This window comes from Affinundibacterium amnicola (genome assembly GCF_014284275.1).
Lineage (GTDB): Bacteria > Pseudomonadota > Gammaproteobacteria > Burkholderiales > Burkholderiaceae_D > Undibacterium > Undibacterium amnicola.
The window spans coordinates 243117-268179 of sequence record NZ_JACOFU010000002.1; the positions used below are offsets into that span (position 1 = coordinate 243117).

Sequence of the window (25063 nt, forward strand, 5' to 3'; positions counted from 1 at the left end):
ACCTTGCCCTATTCATCAATTTGATTACTGATACGCATCGCTTCACTGACGGTTGTAACGCCATTCAGTACCAAATCAATAGCGTTCTTACGTAAAGTTTTACCACCCATTTGACGTTTCGCGACCTCGATAAAGTAGGCATTGTCTTCGCTATGTGCTGCATCAACAACCGCTTTCGTCATTTCAAGCAGTTCGTACACACCCATACGACCACGGTACCCGGTACCATTACAATGGCCGCAACCTCGACCGGCGTGAAACTGTGTTTGATTTATCGTATCTTGTTGAAGATCGACGCTAATCCATTCCTGTTCGGCTGGCGAAAGTACGTGCGGAGCGCGGCAACTTTCGCAAATAACTCTGACTAGACGTTGCGCTAAAACTGCCTGCAAAGAACTTCCCATCATATAACGAGGGACACCCATATCCAATAATCGTATCGGCGTACTGATGGCATCATTCGTATGCAAAGTTGATAACACTAAGTGACCTGTCATTGCCGCACGCATACCAATTTGCGCAGTTTCTTGATCGCGCATTTCACCAAGCAAAAGAATGTCAGGATCTTGTCGTAACGATGCCCGCAGGACTTTAGCAAAACTCAACTCAATTTTCTCATTCACTTGAACTTGATTAATGCCAGGTAAGCGATACTCGACAGGATCTTCCACGGTAATTAATTTACGGTCTTCACGGTTCAATTCTGCTAATGCACCATACAAGGTGGTGGTTTTACCGCTCCCAGTTGGACCTGTCACCAGCACCAGACCATTTGGCCGTTGAATAATTGAACGAAACCGCTCCAACATGTCTGCTGGCATACCGATTCTGTCGAGATTTAAAATACCACCACTTTGATTAAGCAAACGCATCACGATCGATTCGCCATATTGGGTTGGCATCGTCGAGATACGCACGTCAATTTGTTGTTGACGTACTTTAATAATAAATCGACCGTCTTGCGGCAAACGTTTTTCCGAAATATCTAATTCTGAAATCAGCTTTAAACGCAGCGCCAAAGCACCTGCAATTCGCATATCTGCCTCTGTTTGCAAATGCAAGGAACCATCAATTCGGAAACGAATCTGCAATCGTTTTTCTTGAGGCTCAATATGAATATCTGAAGCGCGTACTTGTGTAGCATCATCAAACACCGATTGCAGCAACTTCACGACGGGGGCATCTTCAGAGCTGGCGGTTGTTACCAGATTGCCAAAATCCACATTTGCATCACCCAGCTCTTGTTCTAACTCGCGCGCCAGATCAGTAATCGCCTCGGTATGCCGATACAAATTATCAATAGCCGCTAACAGATCATTTTCATTCACCACGGCCAGATAAATGTTGGCTTTCAGAATTCGGCTAATTTCGTCATAGGCAAATAAATCCGTAGGATCTACCATCGCGACCAAGTAACCATTGTCACGCAGTTCCAACACAATCGCACGAAAACGTCTGGCCTGAAGCTCAGGAAGTTTTTTCACTACATCAGGTTTAATGTTGTAGTGTTTTAAATTGACGAAACTAATGTTCAACTGTTTCGCCATCGCCTCTGAAATCTGATCTTCAGTGACAAAACGATTCTCTACAAAAAGCCGACCCAATTTACGTCCGGTGCGTTTTTGTTCAGCCAATGCAAATTGCAGCTGCTCTTCTGTCATCAGATTTTGCTGCAACAAAATTTCACCCAAACGAATTTTCTCTGGCCTTGCCATGCTTTTTCCTCTGTAAGTCTGCTTGCCTAACAATCATCGCTATGCAGAGATGATATTGACATTCATGTTCCAACGCATCGCGTTAGTCGAATTCATCAATTCAACCCGCGCTGCATGCTCAATCTGTACCTGACACCTTGTACCATGATCTGGGGTGTTGAGATGCGTCTGTCTGTGCTAGTCTTGCACAATTCGTGGTATCTGCGATATCGTATTCAGTGATTCTATGGGAAAAGCACATGTTTTCAAAAGTCCATGAGGTAGCAAAACAACTCAACCAAGTGATAATCGGTAAAGAACGGCAAATTCAGCAGGCACTAGTCTGTTTATTAGGTGGTGGACACTTACTTATCGAAGACGTTCCCGGCGTTGGTAAAACAACGCTCGCACATGCGTTAGCAATTTCACTGGGTCTACAGTTCAATCGTTTGCAGTTTACCTCTGATTTATTGCCGACTGATGTCATTGGAGTCTCTATTTTCGAGCGCGAAAAAAGTCAGTTTGTTTTCCATCCAGGACCTATCTTTACGCAAGTTTTACTCGCCGATGAAATTAATCGCGCGACACCAAAAACGCAGTCTGCTTTATTGGAGGCAATGGAAGAACAACAAGTTAGCGCGGAAGGCCAAACCCGTCAGCTACCACAACCGTTCTTTGTGATCGCGACACAAAATCCAACCCACCAAGTTGGCACTTTTGCCTTACCCGAATCACAATTAGATCGTTTCCTGATGTGCGTTTCATTAGGCTATCCGGATGCTGCTGCAGAACGTGCTTTGCTATTGGGCGAAGATCGCCGCACACTGCTCAAGAGTTTAAAAGCCATCATGCATGCAGAAGAATTGCAGGCAACGCAAACCGAAATACGTCGGATTCATGCGTCAAGTTCTCTGATCGACTATATTCAAAAACTAGCACAAAGTACCCGGGAAGCAGGAATTTTTGCTGAAGGGATGAGTCCGCGTGCAGCGATTGCGTTACTTCAAGCGTCGAGAGCATGGGCCGCTATCGAAGGTCGCGATCATGTTTTGCCGGAAGATGTTCAAGCAGTATTAATTCCCGTTATCGCCCATCGCTTGCGTCCACTCAAAGCGGTCAGTAATAAAACTCATGCCAGCGCCGATTTACTCACGCAACTAATGCTAAAGATCGCGGTTTAAATTATGTTTAGTCAGACTAAAGATGAAGAAAAATGCTCGCTAATACAATCAGGTTGATTGAGCACTTAAATTTGCTAAGAAGTGAGCACATGATCGCGCGCAAAGTCGACAACACTTTAGCTGCATTTATAACAGACAACAAACATTTCAACGATTTCAACAATTAGACGATGCGCTTTTTCCAAGACCTCATAACAAAATTCAAGCATATCGTTTTACTGGAAAAAACAGCTGAAACAGGCGAAGTCATTTTAAAACAAAGACGCGTCTTCACATTGCCAAGTAAAGCTGGCTTGATGTTTATCGTTCTATTGCTCACATTATTTCTCACCTCGACCAACTACAATCTCAACCTTGGCTTTGGCATGACCTATCTACTGGCAGGTTTGGCCGCAGTCAATGCCCTTTTCACTTTCCGCAATCTTGCTTATCTTCGATTGAATGCTGGGCAAGGTAACCCGATTTTTGTGGGAGACGTCGCTGAATTTCCATTCCAGATCAGCAATCCCAAAAATCTTGATCGCTACGCTTTACACATCGGCCTAATGCAGAAAGATGCAGTAACACAGGTAATTGACCTCAAGCGCAACGAAACGCAAACCGTCAAAATACATATCGTCGGCACCCAACGCGGCTATCTAGCCTGCCCAAGAATCAAGCTGCAAACTTGGTTTCCATTAGGCTTATTACGCGCCTGGAGCACCTGGATGCCCGCTAGTAAAATTCTGGTTTATCCAGCGCCAGAAGCATCGCCACCACCACTACCGTTTGGAACGGAAGGACAAGGCAGCGCACTGTCACACCTCGGCAATGAAGACTTTTCTGGTGTCCGTAGCTATCAATCGGGTGATCCATTAAAACATCTGTCGTGGAAACACATTGCCAGAATCGATCTGGACGCTGGTGGCAATCTTATTTCCAAACAGTTTGCAGGCACGAGTGGTGGGACAATTTTCCTAGACTTCTCCACACTGCCACCACAGCTTGATCTGGAGTTACGTCTATCCAGAATGTGTAGTTGGATACTCGAAGCAGAACGCCAGCAACTTGATTATGCTTTTAAATTAAGGCATATCGTTTTATCCGCATCGCAAGGTGAAGTTCATCGCGCCGCTTGTTTAGAAGCCCTCGCGACATTTGAGTTGGATAATGCGCATGAATAAATTCATATCAGCCTTATCTGCGACAACATCCGAATTGAGCCGCGATAAACGCGATACTTTGCTTTTAGTATTCGCTTGTTTTTTGGTGATACTGAATCATGTCGAAAGTCTTTTTACATGGATTAGCATTAGTTCTATCGGTGTGATGTCATGGCGTGCTTGGCTTACTTTACGTGGCAAGCAACTACCATCACGCTGGATTTTATTACCCATCGCAGTGGGTCTGATGGCAGGCATTTTTTGGCAATTCCGCAGCTTTTTTGGCCGCGAAACCGGAGTCGCCATGTTGGTCCTACTCTTGTCTTGCAAAATGTTAGAGATGCATGCCAAGCGCGATTTGTTTGTCATTTTATTTTTAAGCTTTTTCTTACTACTTACCCGTTTTTTTGAATCACAGAGCATCGCCGCTGCCCTGCAAGTCGCGTTATCAGCATTTGTTTTACTGTTGGCACAGCTGAGCTTTCAATTCGACAATAAATCTATACGCTTATGGCCCCAAGCAAAGCTAATTGCCAGCATGCTGAGCATTGCGATGCCATTAACAATCTTGGCATTTTTCTTGTTTCCTCGTATTCAAGGACCACTATGGGGCCTGCCCAGCGACGCCAACGTCGCCAGAAGTGGCTTATCTGATTCTATGGCGCCTGGAAACATCAGCAAATTGGCGATGTCCGAAGAACTTGTATTTCGTGTCAAATTTCTTGATAAAACTCCAGAGAAATCCGCCTTCTATTGGCGAGCTTTAGTATTGACAGATTTCGATGGCCGACGCTGGTCACAAAGCGCGAGCAGAAAAATTCATGAGGAGCGCCAATTAGAAGTAAGTGGTTTAGCTATTCCTCAAGAAATCACACTTGAGCCAAGTAATTCCCACTATTTATTTGGCATTGATAGTGTTGCGACTCCTCCGGTGCTTAATGGACAGCCCGCATTGATCAACTTTGAAAATGAGATCCAGCATCGCGAACAAATTAATCAAAGAATCCGCTATCAGCTCAGTTCTTACACAAACTATCGTCTGAACGCAGAAGGCCACCCAATAGAGCTGCGTTTAAATCTAAGACTGCCCAACAACTTTAATCCGCAAAGTATTCGCTTCGCCCAAGAAATTCAACAACGACATAATGACCCATTGTCACGAATTAATGCGGTACTTGAACACTTCCGAACAGAACAGTTTTTTTATACTCTGGAACCGCCACAGCTCGGGCGACATAGTGCTGATGAGTTTTTATTTAATACGCGTGCTGGCTTTTGCGAACACTATGCTAGTGCATTCGTCATCCTAATGCGCGCCATGGGAATACCAGCACGTGTTGTCACCGGATATCAGGGCGGCACACTCAATACACAGGGCAATTTCTACGAAGTGCGTCAATCAGATGCGCATGCGTGGGCTGAAGTCTGGCTAAAAGAAAAAGGTTGGGTTCGGGTTGATCCCACCGCAGCAGTTGCACCAAACAGAATCTTACAAAATCTACAAGCAACACAAAACAACTCGGGTTTAACTAGCATCGTCACTAATTTCATAAAAGAAAATGCTTGGAGCCGAGAACTTCGTATGCAGTGGAATGCGCTGAATAATTCATGGAATCAATGGGTATTGAATTACAACCAAACCCAACAATCCAAATTATTAGATCGACTCGGGCTGAATCAATTAAATTGGGCAACAACGCTCGCGTGGATTTTCGGCATTGGCCTGATCATCGTTAGCTTATTGGCGATTCCATTACTTCCAAAACCTGTGAAACGCGCATTACATGAGAAGCTATACATTCGTTTGTGCAGAAAATTAGCCAAGCAAGGTTTAGAAAAAGCGCCACATGAGGGGCCAATCATTTACCTTCATCGCTTACAAGTAGCGGTCAAGGATACACAATATCTGCAATTGCAGGAGTTCATACAGCACTATGTCAGCATAAAATATGGTAAAACTTCAGAATCAACACAATCAGATAAACAAGAGCAACGACGTTTGATAATCAAGCGCATGCAGCAATTACTTCAAAACATATCAGCGTAGTTAACTTTCGCAATCAGGCAGAAAAACATCTTGAAATTACTTCCCCGAATCTTATCCGCCGTCGTCTCCAGCGCATTCTTAATCAATGCCGGTGCAGCTAGCGCATTTCTGTTTAGCGATCATGCATATGCCGCTATCTCCAACAAAAAAAAAACACAGACGACACAAAAGCCGAGCGCCAACAAACCCCAAGATGTCCATTATTTAGAGTGGCAAGAAGTCCAAACCTTCATTGCGCAAATGCAGACGCAACATCAATTCTCGGCGGTTCAACTTCAGCAGATTTTTGAAAATGCACGGCACATGGAATCTGCCGTGCAATTAGTTAAACCTGCACCTCCAGGCAAACCCAAAAATTGGAAGGCATATCGTGCGCGTTTTGTAGAAAATGGACGTATCGCTGCTGGTGTCGCATTTTGGGAACGCAATCAAGATGCACTAAAACGAGCAGAAAACGTGTATGGCGTACCAGCCGACATTATTGTTGGATTGATTGGAGTAGAAACAATTTACGGAAAGAATACGGGTAGCTTCCGCGCCATAGATGCATTAACGACACTCGCATTTTCTTATCCCGAAACACCGACGCGAGAAGCAAGGACAAACTTCTTTAAAAACGAATTAGCGCAGTTGCTGTTACATGTGCGTGAAAGCGGCTCGGATATTTACTCAATCAAATCGTCCTACGCGGGGGCGATTGGCCTAGCTCAGTTTATGCCTAGCAGCCTAAGGCAATTTGCAGTAGATTTTGATGCTGATAACAAAATCGATCTCAAAGAATCCGAAGCGGATGCCATAGGCAGTGTGGCGAACTATCTCGCCAAGCATGGTTGGAAAAAAGATCAGCCATATGCATTCGCAGCTACGTTGCTAGATCAAGATCCAGCGTCGATCCCACTTAAAGAGGCACTTAACCAAGGGCTAAAAACAAGTTACTCCATTGACGACTTAAAATCCGTCGTCAGTACCGCAGATGATAAAGCGCCTCGCCATTTAAAATATGGGCTAATCGACTTACAGAATGGTGAAGACCCAACTGAATACTGGTTTGCGACAGACAACTTTTTTGCTATCACCAAATATAACCGCAGTTACTTCTACGCGATGTCGGTCATAGACCTCGGCAATGTCATTGCACTTGCGAGACAAAAAGAGCAATAAAACATGCATTCCGAACAATCAGTTGCAAAATCTAAATTTCTCAATAAAAAATATTGCAAATAAGAATTTTTTGGTCTAAAGTAATGTTATCTAATGATACATTTATGATGATTTACAGGAAAGTGTCAATAGATTTAACAATTTTCCCACTTAATTTTTTCGTATTAAGTAGATAAATTCATCTCAAAGATATAGTATTACTGTTTAAATAATTTAATACAGCACCCTCCTGCACTATCAATAATCATCAATAATGAGGTAATGATGCCAAACTTGACACAATTAGAATCAGATGAAATCGACTACGATCCAAACAACTTGTTGGATACATTGATTAAACAATTGCATTTGAAAAATGACGCTGCGCTGTCCAGAGCTTTAGAGGTAGCCCCACCGGTTATCAGTAAAATTCGTCATCGTCGCCTGCCAGTTGGCGCATCTTTATTGATCCGTATGCATGAAATCAGCGATGTCAGCATCAAAGATTTGCGTGCTTTAATGGGTGATCGACGCGCGAAATTCCGTATTAGCGACAAACAATTCAAACCAAAAGATGCTGCCAACAACAGCTAATTTTGGCTAGTTTTTTGCGAAGAATGAAACAAAAATCGAAGCATTAAAGAATTTTAACGATTCTTAGCTTCGATTTTTTTATTTTATGTTGTTCATCTACAACGAATATTTATAATAGGCGACCTTACTAAGCGGGAAATACGCCGGTCGATAAATATCGGTCACCGCGGTCGCAGACGATGAAAACAATCGTTGCATTTTCAACGGTTTCGGCGATTCTCAATGCCACCTCACAAGCACCTGCGGCAGAAATACCACAAAAAATCCCCTCTTCAACGGCCAATCTTCGCGCCATGGCTTCGGCACTTGCCTGACTAACTGACTCCAATCGATCAACTTGTTCATGTCGATAAATTTGCGGTAAGTAGGCTTCGGGCCATTTGCGAATACCCGGAATTTGCGAACCATCTTCTGGCTGCACCCCAATAATTTGCACATTGGAATTCTGTTCTTTTAGGAATTTAGATACTCCCATAATGGTGCCAGTTGTCCCCATCGCGCTAACAAAATGGGTAATTTGTCCAGCTGTATCCTTCCATATTTCTGGACCAGTCGTTTCGTAATGCGCCAACGGATTATCCGAATTCGCAAATTGATCCAAAATAATACCTTTGCCTTCTTTTTGCATTTGCTCTGCCAAGTCACGCGCAGTTTCCATACCTCCTGCCTGCGGTGTCAAAACAATTTGCGCACCATAAGCGGCCATACTTTGACGACGTTCAATACTCAAATGCTCAGGCATCAACAACACCATTTTATAACCTCGCATTGCGGCTGCCATTGCCAGTGCAATACCTGTGTTTCCACTGGTCGCCTCAATCAAGGTGTCACCAGGTTTAATTTGTCCTCTCTCTTCGGCTCGCTTGATCATGGAAAGTGCGGGTCGATCTTTCACCGATCCTGCAGGATTATTCCCCTCCAACTTACCCAAAATAATATTATTCCGACGCTGCGCAGCTTCACCGGGCAAACGCTGTAATCGAACCAAAGGGGTATTGCCTATGGTGTCTTCAATAGTTATATAACTCATAGTAATAAGGCGTGATAGAAATGCAAAATCATATTCTAAACCTTGCCAATGATTTCTGCAGAAAACAAATACGTTTCATCGTCCCGTGAGAAAAATTAGTCGCAAATCCTAAATATTCGACAATTAAATATTTAACAAAACACTGTGCAAAAAATATACAAAAAAAATCCTTACTAACGATCTGAAGCCCAATTATTGATGTGCAACTATTAGGGCTCAGGTCAATTGTAGAAGTAAGGATTTTCTTAGACTACTGATCAAATATAAATAACACAATGAAATAGAGCGAACGCGGTCAATGACTTTCACTGCCCGCTTCGCGCTATCTCATTAGCTACTTAGTGGCCTTAGCTTTTGCTGCTGGCATTTGCTTGTCAGACACATCTTCTTTTTTTGCAGATACTTTAGCTTGTCCATTTACCGTCAGCCCAGCATCAGATAATTTCAAGGCGTTTTTTTCACCGATGCCCTTAATGCGACTTTCAAAATCAGCCCAGTCCTTAAAATTTCCACCTTTGGCGCGTTCAGCCAAAATCGCTTTTGATTTTGCTGGACCTATTCCTTTTACGCCGTCCAAAGCTGCTTGATCAGCCTTATTTACATCCACATCGGCAAACGCAAAACTGATCGCTGCGAACAAAGCAGCAAGCGCAAATATGATTTTTTTCAACATCGTAAGCTCCCAAAAAATGAATTCAATAAAAAAGTAATCTGCTTGCAATAAAGGTGTAAATTTATTATTGCAAATACATATTACATTAAATTTATTAAAATACTATATTTTTTGAAATAATTCTTCTCTGGTGACGGTTGCGGTTCCCAATTTACCAACAACAATGCCACCTGCCTGATTCGCGATTAAGACTGCGTCATGCAGATTCTTTCCTTCAGCCAACATCGCCGCCACGGTTGCAATAACAGTGTCACCAGCACCAGAGACGTCGAAAACTTCACGTGCCATGGCAGGTACATGCAAGATTTCTTCATCGGTAAATAAAGTCATGCCTTCTTCAGAGCGGGTGAGTAATAACGCTGCGATATCCAGCTCTTTACGCAGCATCTGCGCCTTCTTGGTTAAATCAGCTTCATCTTTCCAACTACCTATCACTTGACGCAACTCTGACTTATTTGGCGTCAACAAGCTGGCACCTTGGTAGATGGAATAATCACTGCCCTTAGGATCGACCAACACGTATTTTCCTAGGCTTTTTGCATGCGCTATCATGGTGGCGACATTCACCAGACTACCTTTGGCGTAGTCGGACAAAACGATCACATCATGCTCAGCAATTAAGCTATTAAAGCGCGACAATTTATCCTGCAGAATCTGCTCTGTCGGCTTCTCTTCAAAATCAATGCGGATTAATTGTTGTTGGCGGCCTATCACGCGCAATTTGATAATCGTCGAGATACTAGGGTCGTGATTCAGATAACTACGAATTCCGACTTCACTCAACAATGTTTCAACATTATGCCCCGCTTCGTCTTCACCAATTACGCCTAGCAAGCTGGTCTCTACACCTAGCGCCACAGCATTACGCGCCACATTGGCAGCACCGCCAAGACGTTCCTCGCGTCGTTCAACACGCACGATAGGAACAGGGGCTTCGGGTGAAATACGATTGACTTCGCCAAACCAATAACGGTCTAGCATCACGTCACCTGCTACCAAAATACGCTTTTGTGTACTTGTCATAGTTTTTATTGGCTTGATTTTTAGGCTAAATTTTTTGGCTGAGTTTTGAATTCGTTTCGACTTAATCTTGCGTCAGTACCGCACGACCAATTGCGTGATATTCGATGCCTAAGGATTTGACTGAGCGTGGATCGTATAAATTACGTCCGTCGAAAATGACGGCATGTTTTAAGCTAGCTTTGACTTGATTCAGATCTGCGGTGCGGAAGGTTTTCCATTCTGTGACGATTACCAAAGCATCCGCTTCGGGCAATGCGGCTTGTGGATCTGCTGCAAAGCTAATTTGCTTTAACAATTCAGGCGCATCTGCGAAATCTAAAGCCAACACACGTTGCGCTTCTTCGATTGCAACTGGATCAAAAGCCACAATATCTGCGCCAGCGTGCAGTAACTCTTGTATCAATACTCTTGAAGAGGCCGCACGCATATCGTCGGTATCCGGTTTGAACGCCAAGCCCCACAGAGCAAATTTCAAACCGTGTAAATCCTTACCGTACTTCGCGAAAATCTTTGATCCCAACACATGCTTTTGGTTTTCATTCACGTCTTCAACTGCTTGCAAGATTTTCAGTTCATGGCCATATTCTTGTGAAGTGCGCACAAGTGCTTGCACGTCTTTCGGAAAACAAGAACCACCGTAGCCACAACCAGCCATCAAGAAACCTGGACCAATACGCGGATCAGAACCTATGCCCTGACGTACTGCATCAATATCCACACCGACTTTGTCTGCCAAGTTTGCCAATTCATTCATGAATGAAATACGCGTCGCCAACATGGCGTTTGCGGCGTATTTCGTGAATTCAGCCGAACGCACATCCATCCAATAGATTTTATGACCAGCCGCTTCGAAGCTTGCATACACCTCACGCATCACTTGTTGCGCACGCTGACCTTGAGCGTCATTCGCATGACCAATTACGAGTCGATCTGGCTTCATGAAATCGACGACAGCTGCGCCCTCTTTCAAGAATTCAGGATTTGAAGTCACTGCATAATCCAAATCAGAATGACGCGCCTTCAACTCCTCAGCAATCGCCGCAGAGACACGATCTGCTGTACCGACTGGAACGGTTGATTTATCGACGATAACTTTAAAACTCGTCATGTGCTTACCGATATTTCGTGCGGCAGCCACCACATATTTCAAATCCGCGGAACCATCTTCATCTGGAGGTGTACCCACCGCGATAAACTGCACATCACCATGCGCAACACTAGCGGCGACATCAGTAGAAAAACGCAAACGTCCCGCTGCGACATTACGCGCAACAACCACATCCAAACCCGGTTCATGAATGGGAATACCACCGCCATTTAAAATATCGATCTTGCGCTGATCCACATCCAAACAAAATACATCGTGACCAACTTCAGCCAGACATGCGCCTGTGACCAAACCTACGTAACCTGTACCAACGATAGTAATTTTCATTTCTCGAACAATTCCTTTAAAAAGAGTATGAGCCTTACATGCGAAAAGCCAAACCGCAGAGGCGCAGAGCACGCGGAGAAAGGCGATAAAATCGAAATCCCCTCTGCGTCCTCTGCGCCTCTGCGGCTAAGTTTTTATCTTGTCGCCATACATAAGCTCAATTCGTCACACTTAATTCATTACATTCAGTTCTTCAGTCCGGCGCGGTGGGTAAGTTTCCCACTTGCTGCAACCCGGACATTGCCAATAGAATTGCCGCGCTTTAAAGCCGCAATGCGTGCATTGGTAACGCGTAAATTTTTGGGCATAACCACTCACTAGCGTTTTGACGATGGACAACTCCGGCAATACCTCTGGCGGCGCGACCAACATGCGCGCATCGAGCAACTTATCCAAGCCAAGTAAGGTCGGGGTACGGCGCAATTCATTACCCACTAATTGATTGGCGTCAGCCGCCGTTTCCAACTCTAGCGTCGCCTTAAACACCACCTCCAGCAAATCAATCGAGGGGGTTTCTGCCATGTAGGATTTCAACAAGTTCAAACCTTCATGCGGGCGCTCTAGTTTGCGATAACCATCCATCAAGCGTTGCGCCACCAAAGCCACATGCGGCACGCTTTGCTGCTCGACTCTGCGCCAAGCCAATACCGCTTGCTCCACATCACCTTTTGCCAAGTGAATATCACCTGTCAAAATCGCTGCACGCACGTTATGGCGGTCAGTGGCAATCGCTTTATCCAACATCGTCATCGCAGCTTCTGGATGCGTATGCACTAATTCATCCTGCGCGATCTCACAGTAAAACTGAGCGATCTCTTTTTGCCGACCACCTGCGCCCGACTCTTGCAAAGCATGAGCAGCATCAATCGCGCGCAGCCATTCTTTTTCCTTTTGATAGATTTCCAACAAAGCCTTACGTGCTGGAATCGCATATTGTCCTGCGACGAGTTGATTAAAAGTTTCTTCAGCACGGTCTAATAAACCGGCTTTCAGATAATCCTGCCCCAATTCAAACATCGCCTGCGTTTGCTGCTCTATCGGCAAGTCCGGACGCGACAATAAATTTTGATGGACACGAATTGCGCGTTCGGTTTCGCCACGACGACGGAATAAATTACCAAGCGCAAAATGCAATTCGACGGTCTCAGGATTAAGCTTCAAAATTTCGATAAAAGCATCAATCGCTTTATCGGGTTGCTCGTTGAGCAAAAAATTTAAACCTTTAAAATAGCCTTTCGGCAGGCTGCTCGATTCGGAAATTAACTGACGAATATCAACCCGTGCAGCGATCCAACCTAAGCTAAAAAAGAGAGGAATACCTAGTAACCACCAGATTTCAAATTCCATAGTGACGGGTCTCAGTGGGGGAGGATTAAAGATTAAGATTTAAGAATTGCGAATGACATTAGGAATCGCATCTGGCGTCGGCGCCTGATTTGCTGTCGCCTGTTCAATCTGACGTTCTTTTTCGATCTCTGCAATCGTCTTTTTATGACGTGAAATATCACGACGATGACGGAACACCATCGGTGCCATCGCCAGCAGGCAGAATACGGCACCAGCAACAAAAAAACACAGCAACAGAATCACCAAAGGTGCCGATTGTTGATAGCCCCAGAAATACTCGAGTGTCACGATTTTATCGTTTTTCAGCGCAAAGCCTAAAAAGGCGATAAATACCAGCAGCCAAATAAATTTAGAAATAATTTTCATAGTTAACCTAATTCGCCTAATTTGCCTAAATTATAAATAGCAATCAAAGCGGTACATTCTTACAAATCAGTTTATCTATCAATACTGATTCATCAAGATACGCAAAACAATGATTCAACAAATGAAATTGTACGTGAAAAAAAACGGCATATCGGGAAATCCCTTATGCCGTTTTGTTTTCTTAGTGCAAATTACTCACTTTTTTCCACACTACGCATACTAATCATGCAGTATGGGCTGGCCGACTGTCGCATCTACCCGTTCGCGCAATTCTTTACCTGGTTTGAAATGCGGTACCCGTTTTTCGGGCACCATCACTTTGTCACCAGATTTAGGATTACGACCAATCCGTGGTGGACGGCTATTTAAAGCGAAACTACCAAAGCCGCGAATTTCTATGCGTTGACCAGTAGCCAATGCATCCGACATCGCGTCCAAAATAGTTTTGACGGCGATATCCACATCTTTAGCTACTAGTTGTGGATACCGCTCAGCCAGACGAGCAATTAGCTCTGACTTGGTCATAGATAAGGCCTAGTCGTTGCTTAGTTTTTGTTATCGAGCTTAGCTTTCAACAAAGCACCGAGGCTTGTTGTGCCAGAAGCTGCATTGGAGTCAACAGCTGATGACATTTTTTGCATTGCTTCTTGTGTATCAGCGGAATCTTTTGCCTTGATAGACAATTGGATACCACGTGCTTTGCGGTCGATATTCAATACCAAAGCCTCAACTGTGTCGCCAACTTTCAAGTGTGTACCAGCATCTTCCACGCGATCGCGGGAAATTTCTGATGCACGCAAATAGCCTTCAACTTCGTCAGCCAATTGGATTACTGCACCTTTAGCTTCAACAGACTTCACTGTACCAGTGACCAATGCGCCTTTGTCGTTCATTGCGCAGTAGTTGTTGAATGGGTCGCCTTCCAATTGTTTAACGCCTAAGGAAACGCGCTCACGCTCAACGTCGATCGCCAATACGATGGCTTCCAACTCGTCACCTTTCTTGAAGCGACGAACTGCTTCTTCGCCTGTTTCGTTCCAAGACAAATCAGACAAATGCACCAAACCATCGATGTTGCCTGTCAAGCCAATGAACACGCCGAAGTCAGTGATAGACTTGATCGCGCCTTTAACTTTGTCGCCTTTTTTGAAGTTCAAGGAGAAGTCATCCCATGGATTTGCTTTGCATTGTTTCATGCCCAAGCTGATACGACGACGTTCTTCGTCGATTTCCAGAACCATAACTTCAACTTCGTCGCCCAATTGAACAACTTTGTTTGGCGCAACGTTTTTGTTTGTCCAATCCATTTCTGAAACGTGGACCAAACCTTCGATACCTTGCTCGACTTCAACGAACGCACCGTAGTCAGTGAGGTTCGTTACTTTACCGAACAAACGTGTGTTTGCTGGGTAACGACGTGCCAAACCTGTCCAAGGATCGTCGCCCAATTGCTTAACGCCCAGGGACACACGGTTTTTCTCTTGATCAAATTTGAGGATCTTCGCAGTGATTTCTTGACCAACTGTAAGAACTTCAGATGGGTGACGCACACGACGCCATGCCAAATCAGTGATGTGCAACAAACCATCGATGCCGCCCAAATCAACGAACGCACCGTAGTCAGTGATGTTTTTAACCAAGCCAGTAACCACTGTGCCTTCTTTCAGGTTTTCCATCAATTTCTGACGTTCTTCACCCATAGAAGCTTCAACAACTGCACGACGTGACAACACAACGTTGTTACGCTTACGGTCGAGCTTGATAACTTTAAATTCCATAGTCTTGCCTTCGTAAGGAGTTGTATCCTTAACTGGGCGTGTATCAACCAAAGAACCTGGCAAGAAAGCGCGGATGCCGTTCGTGAGAACAGTCAAACCACCTTTAACTTTACCATTAACTGTACCAACCACCATTTCGCCAGACTCCAGCGCTTTTTCGAGCGCGAGCCATGATGCCAAACGTTTTGCTTTGTCGCGGGACAAGATTGTGTCGCCGAAACCATTTTCCAATGATTCGATCGCTACGGATACGAAATCACCGATGTTAACTTCCAATTCACCTTGGTCGTTTTTGAATTCTTCAACAGGGATGAAGGCTTCTGATTTGAGGCCAGCATTAACGATCACGAAGTTGTGGTCGATGCGAACGACTTCAGCAGAAATCACTTCGCCAGAGCGCATATCTTGGCGGGATAAAGATTCTTCGAACAATGCTGCAAAGCTGTCAGCACCAGTTGCGAAATCTTGAGTCATGAATACAGTAGACATAATATTTACGGGTTAGCCGGAATAGGACAAAAGGTCTATTTACCGGGTTGGGTTAAACAACCCCATTTTTGATTTGCATCGCAATGGGAACGAAACAAGAAACTTCAACAAAGCTAGCAGACGATCTAAATTTGCGAAGTTCTCTAGGGAACTCTAGAAATTCAATTTTGGGGATGCAGTGCTAGGCGCTTCCCGGAGCAGTACTAAAGTACTGCGAGGAAAAGCGACAACGCAATGCGCCCCACAATTGGATTTATCGAGCTTCCCTTAATACACTAGCGTAGAGACTGAGTATCTGATGCACTGCTTCATTCGCAGTGATATGAGACGTATCGAGTAAGAACGCGCCTGGTGCGGGTTTGAGAGGCGCTTCTGTGCGAGCCATGTCGCGAGCATCACGTTCTGCCAAATCTTTTACCAAGTCTTCCATATTAGCAGGAAAACCCTTTTCAATCAATTGCTTATAGCGACGATTTGCACGCGCTTCCACACTTGCTGTCAAAAAAACCTTTTGAATAGCATCGGGGAAGATTACCGTGCCCATATCGCGACCATCTGCGACTAAACCTGGGGCTTGACGAAATGATACTTGCAACTCCACTAAAGCTTTGCGCACCAATGGCAAAACCGCAATTTTTGAAGCCGCCACGCCTATCACTTCTTGCCTCACTGCATCCGTGACATCGTCACCAGCGAGGAAAACATGGCCTTTTTCAAAACGACATGGCAACACACGTGCCAGATCGGCAATTTGTTGCTCCTCCCACAAGTCGATGCCGTGGCGTATCGCCGACAAGGCGGTTAAACGATAGAGCGCGCCAGAATCGAGGTAATGAAATCCCAATTGTTTGGCGACACGATGCGCTACGGTCCCTTTACCGGAAGCGGTCGGACCATCAATGCTAATGACGGGAAATTGATTGGAACCGTTCAAAATAAATCCTCGTGTTTGATCTTAACAAAAGCTTCGAAGAAATCAGGAAAAGTCTTGGCAACACACTTAGGATCATTAATCCTCATTGAAGCACCACGGCGCGCAACGCCATCCAAGGTCGCCAAAGAAAAGCACATCGCCATTCTGTGATCATCATAAGTATCTATCGTCGCTGGCGCAAGTTCTGCGGGTGGCGTGACGCTCATAAAGTCTTGACCTTCCTCAACGATTGCACCAAGTTTGCGCAATTCCGTTGCCATTGCCACAATACGGTCTGTCTCTTTAACACGCCAGCTTTCAATATTGCGCAAAGTTGTCGTGCCGTTCGCATACAAAGCAGCGATTGCGATTGTCATGGCGGCATCGGGAATGTGGTTAAAATCCATATCAATAGCTTGCAGTGCGCCCTGCGTTTCTGCTTCTATCCAGTTATCACCCATGGTGATTTTAGCGCCCATTTTTTCCAAAGCTTCCGCAAAACGAACATCGCCTTGTATGCTATTTTTACCAACGCCCTCGACCCGAATCGAACCGCCTGCAATCGCACCAGCTGCTAAGAAATAAGAAGCAGACGAGGCATCCCCTTCCACATACACGACACCCGGCGACACATAATGCTGACCAGCTTTGATCGTAAATCGCTGCCAACCATCTCGCACAACTTCTACCCCAAAACGCGCCATCAAATTCAAGGTGATTTCGATATAAGGTTTAGAAATCAAATCACCAACGACCTCAATCACAACATCACTATGATGCGCGGCGAGCGGTGACGCCATGAGCAAGGCAGTTAAAAATTGACTGGAAACATTGCCCTTTACTTGCATCTGTTGCGCATGAATATGACCGCGCTTGATATGCAAAGGCGGATAACCGGGATTGCCGGTGTAATCAATCTGTGCACCAACAGCATTTAACGCATCGACCAAATCACCAATCGGACGTTCATGCATACGCGCCACGCCATGCACGGTGTAATCACCACCTAAAACTGCCAGTGCCGCGACTAAGGGACGAATTGCGGTACCCGCATTCCCCATAAACAAATCGGCATGATGATTTGGAAAAGCACCGTTTGCACCAGTCACAGTGTAATTATGCGAGTCACCCTCTTGCGTCCAATGTACACCGAGTTTTTGCAAAGCATTCAACATCACCATCGTGTCATCAGATGCCAGCAAATCGTGGATCTGTGTTGTGCCTTTGGATAAGGCAGCTAGTAATAGAATGCGATTTGAAATACTTTTGGAGCCGGGCAAGCGCACTGTGCCTTGCACTTTCATGACTGGATGTAAATCGAGGTGATGTGGGTATTGCTTGCTGTGATCTTTCATGCTCTTTCTCAATAATTTACTAACTAATTTTATCTAGGTAGGGTGCGCCATGCGCACCGTTTTCTCATAGGTTTGGTGCGCATGGCGCACCCTACTCAAATCCGCTTAATCACCGCCGTCTTTATTCTGCGCCTCTGCCGCTTCAATTGCCGAGATCCAGTTCACCCGCGCTGTTTGTGCACGACTATAGATCGCTTCTAAAGCCGCGCTATCACTCGCTACTAAACTCGTTCGCAATTGATTTAACTTGACGCTATAGGAATCTAACTCCTCCAAAATCGCATCGCGATTCGCCAGACTAATATCTCGCCACATTTCTGGCGAAGATCCCGCAATTCGTGTGAAGTCGCGGAACCCGCTTGCCGCATATTGAAACAAGCGATCAGCGTGTGGCTTCGCAGCGATGTCGTCGACTAGCGCATACGCCAACAAATGCGGTAAATGACTAACTGAGGCAAAGACTTGATCGTGTTCCTTAGGACTCAGATGATGAATGATCGCACCGCATGTACTCCACGCCTGAGCAAGCAACTCGACGACTCGATCAGTATTTTCTGCGAGGCGTGTGATCACGACTTTTTTGCCAATATACAAATCATCAATCGCCGCTTCCGGACCATTTTTTTCACGTCCCGCAATCGGATGAGCTGGTACAAATTGCGAGATTTTTTCTCGCAATGAATTTCGCGCAGCAAGCACCACATCGGCTTTCGTGCTTCCAACATCGGTCACGATGGTGTGCGCTTGCAAATGCGAATAAATCGCACTGAGTATTTTCGTAGTCTGCGCAACTGGTGTGGCGATCACGATCAAATCCGCATCGATGACAGCAGATGCGATATCGTCGGTAAAACTGTCGATGAGTCCGAGTCGCTTTGCGGTTTCCAAAGAAGTCAAATGTCGATCTAAGCCAACAATATGTGTCACTGCTTTCGCTTTTTTCAAAGACAAAGCAAAAGAGCCACCGATCAGACCAACGCCGATCAAGACAAGTTTATTAAAAAGTGGACGCGCATGAGTCACTGGAGTCGCTTGGTTTTCCATCATTGTGTCAATTCAAATGCTTTTGAAACGATAAACTATTTTTTTGTCGCTCCTGCGAAGGCAGGAGCCCAGTGTCTTTGCTTGATCAGCGAACGCCACTAGATTCCCGCCTGCGCGGGAATGACAGAATCAGCACTCAGACAGTACAAGGATACGATCCCAAGATCTTAAAAAACGCCGCATCCTGATTCAGCTCATCCATAGCAGCTTTCACCTTGGCATCCATCGCATGTCCCTCGACATCGACATAGAAATAATATTCCCAATTACCAGTGCGCGCCGGGCGTGATTCAAAACGCGTCATGGAAACGCCATGCTTAGACAATGGTGCAAGCAAGTTATACACGGCTCCCGCCTTATTTGGCGTCGCTAAAACAATGGAAGTCTGGTCTTTACCGCTTGGCGTCGTATTCAAGCGCCCGACCACAGCAAAACGCGTACGGTTATGCGGATCATCCTGAATATGCGCACTAACGATACCGAGATTATATTGATGACCAGCGATCTCACTCGCAATGGCAGCGACGCTGTAATCAGCACTTGCCATACGCGCCGCTTCTGCATTCGATGCGACTGCCTGACGTTCGACATGCGGAAAATGTTGATTGAGCCAAGCCTGACATTGCGCCAAGGCTTGTGAGTGCGCACAAATGCGGGTCACACCTTCCATAGTGCCGGACTTACTCATCAAACTATGCTGAACTGGAATTGCCACTTCGCCACTGATTGCCAAGCTTGTTTGCAACAGCAAATCCAAAGTGCGATTAATCGCACCTTCGGAAGAATTTTCGATAGGAACAACACCAAAATCAGCAGTGCCAGCTTCGGTCGCACGAAACACTTCATCAATAGAAATACATGGCAAAGCTTCGATCGCGTGACCGAATTGTTTGTAGACAGCTTGTTCGCTGAATGTACCAACAGGACCGAGAAATGCCACCACGACACGGCGCTCTAAAGCGCGGCAAGCTGACATCACTTCACGAAAAATCAATTGGATATCGTCGTTAAGCAGAGGCCCCGTATTTTTCGCGGCCATATTACGCAAAACTTGCGCTTCGCGCTCAGGTCGAAAAACCGGTGCATTAGTTTCCGCCTTAACGTGACCAACTTCTTGCGCAACACTAGCGCGCTGATTCAGCAATTCCAAAATCGCTGCATCAATCGCATCAATTTTTTCTCTGAGTGGGAGTAATTTATTGTCGTTCATTTGAAAACCTAAAAACCGTTTTTAGATCAACCACACGCCACGTGCAATTGAAAAATTTAAATAATATGCTCAATCTTATTCAAGCTTGTGACTTGATTCATCAGCACCACGGTTTCTAGGTGATGGTGGATACCATGCGAAGAAAGGGCTGATGATTTCGATTATTTTATTGGACGAATCTCATCGACCATTTGCACCTGCAAAATCTGCCATAAACGCCACCAAGGCCTGCACACCTTCAATCGGCATTGCATTATAAATCGAGGCGCGCATACCACCGACTGACTTATGCCCTTTCAGCTGCAATAAACCACGCTCTTTTGCCGTTGCCAAAAATGTTGCATTTAAGGATTCGTCTTTCAGATAAAACGGCACATTCATGCGCGAACGAAATTCTTTTGCTACACGGGTGACATAAAAATCTGTGCTGTCTAAATAATCGTAAAGCAAATCTGCTTTGGCAATATTCTTTTGCTCCATCGCAGCCACGCCGCCTTGACGTTTCAGCCACTGGAAAACTAAACCTGCGATGTAAATGGAATACGTTGGTGGCGTGTTGTACATGGAATCATTGTCTGCAATGATTTTCCAGTCAAATGCCGAAGGACAAATTGGTAAAGCCAAACCGAGTAAATCTTCACGCACAATGACCAAGGTCAAACCTGCGGGGCCAATATTTTTCTGAGCGCCGCCAAAAATCACGCCATATTTCGATACATCAATCACGCGCGACAAAATGTGCGAGGACATATCCGCCACCAAGGATGCGCCATTGGTTTGCTGCGCCACATCGGGCACAAAATGGTATTCAACGCCGTCGATAGTTTCATTCGTGCAGAGATGCACGTAAGCGGCGTCTTTGCTTAAATTCCAGGTAGAAGGATCTGGCACACCGTTGAAACCAGCGCTTTCACTGGAAGCGGCAACGTTCACATTCGCGTACTTTTTCGCTTCCTTGATCGACTTACCACTCCATGAACCTGTGTGGATAAAATCAATGGTCGCTGACTGCGCTTTCCGCCCTACCAGATTCAAAGGAACGATTGCGTTTTCACCTAGGCCACCACCTTGCAAAAACAAGATTTTGTAGTTAGCAGGTACGTTCAGCAATTCACGCAAATCGGCTTGTGCTTGCGCTAATATCGACATGAATTCCGGGCCACGATGACTCATTTCCATCACCGACATACCGCTACCATGCCAATCCAACATCTCACTTGCTGCTTGTTGCAAGACTTCTTTTGGTAACACGGCTGGGCCGGCAGAGAAATTGTAGATCGTAGTCATGGTCTTCAAACCGTTGTATTAAAACCTAGGGTGGGCACGGTTTTCGTGCCCACGCGTCCGATCAGGGTCGGACATCTTACATAAATATTTTCCGAAATAATTAACCGTAATGCGTGGGCACATAAAGCGTGCCCTCCCTACGATTATTCTTCTACAGCTGCATCACCGCTTGCTTCGCCACCGCTTGCGTCACCACCATCTATAGCTTCTGGATCGGCATCGGTTTCAACAATACGTTGCAGACCAGAGAGCTTAGTACCATCTTCCACCGCGATCAAAGTCACGCCTTGTGTCGCACGACCCATCTCGCGTATTTCAGAAACACGAGTACGGATTAATACGCCACCAGTCGTGATCAACATAATTTCATCGGTTGGCTCGACCAGCGTTGCGGCAACGACTTTGCCGTTACGTTCAGAAGTCTGAATCGCGATCATGCCTTTAGTGCCGCGACCATGACGTGTGTACTCAGTAATCGGGGTACGCTTACCGAAGCCGTTTTCAGTTGCGGTCAACACAGATTGCTGTTCATTTTCTGCGACCAGCAAGGCAATAACCTGTTGACCTTCTTCCAGATTCATACCGCGTACACCGCGTGCTGTACGACCCATAGGACGCACATCGTTTTCATCAAAGCGCACTGCTTTACCAGAGTCGGAGAACAACATCACATCGTGCTTACCATCGGTCAGCGCTGCACCGATCAGGAAGTCACCGTCATCCAAATCAACCGCAATAATGCCGGCCTTACGTGGATTACTGAAATCATTCAATGCGGTTTTCTTGACCGTACCTAAACTAGTCGCCATGAAGATGTAATGATCTTCAGGGAAAGTACGGTTGTCGCCAGACAATGGCAAGATCACCGTAATTTTTTCACCATCTTGCAATGGGAACATATTCACAATCGGCTTGCCGCGTGAATTGCGTGAACCTTGTGGCACTTCCCAGACTTTCAACCAATACAAACGGCCACGATTCGAGAAGCACAAGATGTAATCGTGGGTATTCGCGACAAACAATTGTTCGATCCAGTCATCATCTTTAGTCGCTGTCGCTTGCTTACCGCGACCGCCGCGTTTTTGCGCACGGTATTCGGACAAAGGCTGTGATTTCATATAACCGGTATGCGATAAGGTCACGACCATATCGACCGGTGTAATCAAATCTTCTGTTTCCAAATCCGTCGCATTCAAGACGATTTCTGAACGACGTGCATCTTTATTGCCGATGCCGTATTCGTTCATGCATGCTGTCATTTCGTCTGTAATGATGACAGTGACGCGCTCTGGCTTGGACAAAATATCCAAGAGATCAGCGATCTCTGCCATGACGTCTTTATATTCATTAACAATCTTATCTTGTTCCAGACCGGTCAAACGTTGCAAACGCATTTGCAAAATTTCTTGCGCCTGATCGTCAGACAACTTATACAGGCCGTCAGTTTGAATACCGTAATGCTTAGGCAAGCTCTCTGGACGGAATGCTTCGATACCGCCCGGATTATCCGCAGCCGTACGCGTCAACATCTCGCGTACCATGGAGCTATCCCAAGCGCGGTTCATCAATTCAACTTTAGCTAACGGTGGCGTTGGTGCAGCTTTAATAATCGCGATAAAATCGTCGATGTTCGCCAAGGCAACAGCCAGACCTTCTAACACGTGACCACGGTCACGGGCTTTGCGCAATTCAAACACCGTACGGCGTGTGACCACTTCGCGACGATGCGACAAGAAGCATTCCAGCATTTGCTTCAGATTCAACAACTTCGGCTGGCCGTTGACCAGCGCGACCATATTCATACCAAACGTATCTTGCAATTGCGTTTGTTTGTACAAATTATTCAAGACCACTTCTGGCACTTCACCACGCTTCAATTCGATCACAACGCGCATACCCGATTTATCGGATTCATCGCGAATATCAGAAATACCTTCGAGCTTTTTATCACGTACGTTTTCCGCGATACGCTCTAGCAAGGATTTTTTATTGACTTGGTATGGCAACTCATCCACGATGATCGCGGTACGACCTTCTTTACCAAACTCTTCAAAGTGCGTCTTAGCGCGCATTACTACGCGACCACGACCTGTGCGATAACCATCACGCACACCGGATACGCCGTAGATCAAACCAGCGGTTGGAAAATCGGGTGCAGGAATGATTTCGATCAACTCATCAATCGTACATTCTGGATTCCGCAAAACATGCAGAGCACCATTGATGATTTCAGTAATATTGTGTGGCGGGATATTCGTCGCCATACCGACCGCAATACCAGACGAACCGTTAATCAACAGATTCGGAATACGCGTTGGCAATACAGATGGTTCTTTTTCTTTACCGTCGTAATTAGGCACGAAATCGACGGTTTCTTTGTCGATATCCGCCAGAATTTCATTCGCGATCTTATCCAAGCGGCACTCGGTATAACGCATCGCCGCCGCATTATCGCCATCGACAGAACCGAAGTTACCCTGACCATCAACCAGTGTGTAACGCAAAGAAAAGTCCTGCGCCATACGCACTAGTGTGTCATAAATCGAGGCATCACCATGCGGGTGATACTTACCCATGACTTCACCGACCACACGCGCACATTTCACGAATGGGCGGTTGTAGACGTTATTCATTTCGTGCATTGCGAACAAAACGCGTCTATGCACAGGCTTTAAACCATCACGCACGTCCGGCAAAGCACGGCCTACGATAACGCTCATGGCGTAATCGAGATAGCTCTTGCGCATTTCTTCTTCAAGGGAAATCGGGAGTGTTTCTTTTGCGAATTGATCCATTGGCGGTCAGACTTGTCTAAGTGCTTACTAAATGCCTAATTAGGTGCTTAAAAATACAGCAGCAAGCTTGGTTAAAATAACAAGCCAGCACTAGGCTGGCGGAAGTCCTGCATCTGTTAACTAAATTTTGGCAAACATGAAACCTGTTTTTTGCGCGATTTAGTATTCAACTGCTCATTTTAGCACGGCTACCATATGCGATCAGCGTTTTTATAGTTCGAAAAATATGGGTGAAATAGACACTTGAAAGCTGTCGAATAAATTCAAACCTATCCTTCATAAATCTGTCGTAAAAAACTACGGTTTTGTCGTTAAAATGCAAAGCTCATGCCCTGTTGCCAAAATAAGACATAAAAACGATAGAGTCCGATCAGCGACTAAGCTAAATCAATCCGATAAAGTGGACTTGTGGCAAACTCTTCCTGTCGCATTGCACAAGACTGTTCTTCAATTTAGAAGATTTCTGCTATGACAGTCATACTGTTGTCATCGAGCACGTGATAAAATTCTACTGTTACAG

At 45.5% G+C, this 25063-nt stretch carries 20 protein-coding genes; 5 read left to right on the forward strand and 15 right to left on the reverse strand.

Going from position 1 to position 25063, the window contains the following annotated elements:
- Positions 1–8: 8 nt before the first annotated feature.
- Positions 9–1715, reverse strand: a complete 1707-nt coding sequence (locus H8K33_RS05335) for a GspE/PulE family protein (RefSeq protein ID WP_186889963.1) — start codon at positions 1713–1715, stop codon at positions 9–11.
- A gap of 239 nt (positions 1716–1954) precedes the next feature.
- Between H8K33_RS05335 and H8K33_RS05340 the strand changes: the two genes are divergently transcribed.
- From H8K33_RS05340 to H8K33_RS05360, 5 genes are all read left to right on the forward strand, one after another.
- Positions 1955–2875, forward strand: a complete 921-nt coding sequence (locus H8K33_RS05340) for an AAA family ATPase (RefSeq protein ID WP_186889964.1) — start codon at positions 1955–1957, stop codon at positions 2873–2875.
- A 170-nt stretch (positions 2876–3045) separates the two neighbouring features.
- Positions 3046–4038 carry a DUF58 domain-containing protein gene (locus H8K33_RS05345; RefSeq protein ID WP_186889965.1) on the forward strand — a complete coding sequence of 331 codons (993 nt, stop codon included), beginning with the start codon at positions 3046–3048 and terminating at the stop codon, positions 4036–4038.
- Complete coding sequence (locus H8K33_RS05350) at positions 4031–6064, forward strand: transglutaminase TgpA family protein (RefSeq protein WP_186889966.1); 2034 nt, start codon at positions 4031–4033, stop codon at positions 6062–6064. The genes H8K33_RS05345 and H8K33_RS05350 overlap by 8 nt, the downstream gene beginning before the upstream one ends.
- A gap of 30 nt (positions 6065–6094) precedes the next feature.
- A complete protein-coding gene (mltB, locus tag H8K33_RS05355; protein WP_186889967.1) occupies positions 6095–7225 on the forward strand; it encodes a lytic murein transglycosylase B in 1131 nt (376 codons plus the stop codon).
- A gap of 264 nt (positions 7226–7489) precedes the next feature.
- Complete coding sequence (locus tag H8K33_RS05360) at positions 7490–7798, forward strand: hypothetical protein (RefSeq protein ID WP_246443365.1); 309 nt, start codon at positions 7490–7492, stop codon at positions 7796–7798.
- A 127-nt stretch (positions 7799–7925) separates the two neighbouring features.
- On the opposite strand, the gene cysM is transcribed toward H8K33_RS05360, so the two are convergent.
- The 14 genes from cysM to gyrA form a co-directional block, all read right to left on the reverse strand.
- Positions 7926–8828 carry a cysteine synthase CysM gene (gene cysM, locus H8K33_RS05365; protein WP_186889969.1) on the reverse strand — a complete coding sequence of 301 codons (903 nt, stop codon included), beginning with the start codon at positions 8826–8828 and terminating at the stop codon, positions 7926–7928.
- A gap of 334 nt (positions 8829–9162) precedes the next feature.
- Positions 9163–9501, reverse strand: coding sequence for a ComEA family DNA-binding protein (locus H8K33_RS05370; protein ID WP_186889970.1), 339 nt, complete (start codon positions 9499–9501; stop codon positions 9163–9165).
- Between the two features lie 102 nt (positions 9502–9603).
- Positions 9604–10524, reverse strand: a complete 921-nt coding sequence (gene rfaE1 / locus H8K33_RS05375) for a D-glycero-beta-D-manno-heptose-7-phosphate kinase (RefSeq protein ID WP_186889971.1) — start codon at positions 10522–10524, stop codon at positions 9604–9606.
- A gap of 61 nt (positions 10525–10585) precedes the next feature.
- Entirely contained in the window at positions 10586–11959 is a 1374-nt protein-coding gene (locus tag H8K33_RS05380) for a UDP-glucose dehydrogenase family protein (protein ID WP_186889972.1), read from the reverse strand.
- A gap of 171 nt (positions 11960–12130) precedes the next feature.
- Positions 12131–13306, reverse strand: coding sequence for a lipopolysaccharide assembly protein LapB (gene lapB / locus H8K33_RS05385; protein WP_186889973.1), 1176 nt, complete (start codon positions 13304–13306; stop codon positions 12131–12133).
- Between the two features lie 39 nt (positions 13307–13345).
- Positions 13346–13672: a LapA family protein gene (locus H8K33_RS05390; protein ID WP_186889974.1), complete on the reverse strand. Its 327-nt coding sequence runs from the start codon at positions 13670–13672 to the stop codon at positions 13346–13348.
- A gap of 219 nt (positions 13673–13891) precedes the next feature.
- A complete protein-coding gene (locus tag H8K33_RS05395; protein WP_186889975.1) occupies positions 13892–14197 on the reverse strand; it encodes an integration host factor subunit beta in 306 nt (101 codons plus the stop codon).
- Between the two features lie 20 nt (positions 14198–14217).
- The gene (gene rpsA / locus H8K33_RS05400) at positions 14218–15939 is read right to left on the reverse strand and encodes a 30S ribosomal protein S1 (protein WP_230408679.1); all 1722 of its coding nucleotides are present in this window, start codon (positions 15937–15939) and stop codon (positions 14218–14220) included.
- A 253-nt stretch (positions 15940–16192) separates the two neighbouring features.
- Positions 16193–16873, reverse strand: a complete 681-nt coding sequence (cmk, locus tag H8K33_RS05405) for a (d)CMP kinase (RefSeq protein ID WP_186889976.1) — start codon at positions 16871–16873, stop codon at positions 16193–16195.
- Positions 16870–18207, reverse strand: coding sequence for a 3-phosphoshikimate 1-carboxyvinyltransferase (gene aroA / locus H8K33_RS05410; RefSeq protein WP_246443366.1), 1338 nt, complete (start codon positions 18205–18207; stop codon positions 16870–16872). Before aroA ends, cmk begins: the two co-directional genes overlap by 4 nt.
- Positions 18208–18312: 105 nt before the next feature.
- Positions 18313–19254, reverse strand: coding sequence for a prephenate dehydrogenase (locus H8K33_RS05415; RefSeq protein ID WP_246443368.1), 942 nt, complete (start codon positions 19252–19254; stop codon positions 18313–18315).
- A 133-nt stretch (positions 19255–19387) separates the two neighbouring features.
- Entirely contained in the window at positions 19388–20461 is a 1074-nt protein-coding gene (gene pheA, locus H8K33_RS05420; RefSeq protein WP_186889977.1) for a prephenate dehydratase, read from the reverse strand.
- 180 nt (positions 20462–20641) lie between these two features.
- A complete protein-coding gene (serC, locus tag H8K33_RS05425) occupies positions 20642–21748 on the reverse strand; it encodes a 3-phosphoserine/phosphohydroxythreonine transaminase (RefSeq protein ID WP_186889978.1) in 1107 nt (368 codons plus the stop codon).
- Positions 21749–21891: 143 nt separating this feature from the next.
- Positions 21892–24543, reverse strand: a complete 2652-nt coding sequence (gene gyrA / locus H8K33_RS05430) for a DNA gyrase subunit A (RefSeq protein WP_186889979.1) — start codon at positions 24541–24543, stop codon at positions 21892–21894.
- Positions 24544–25063 lie beyond the last annotated feature (520 nt).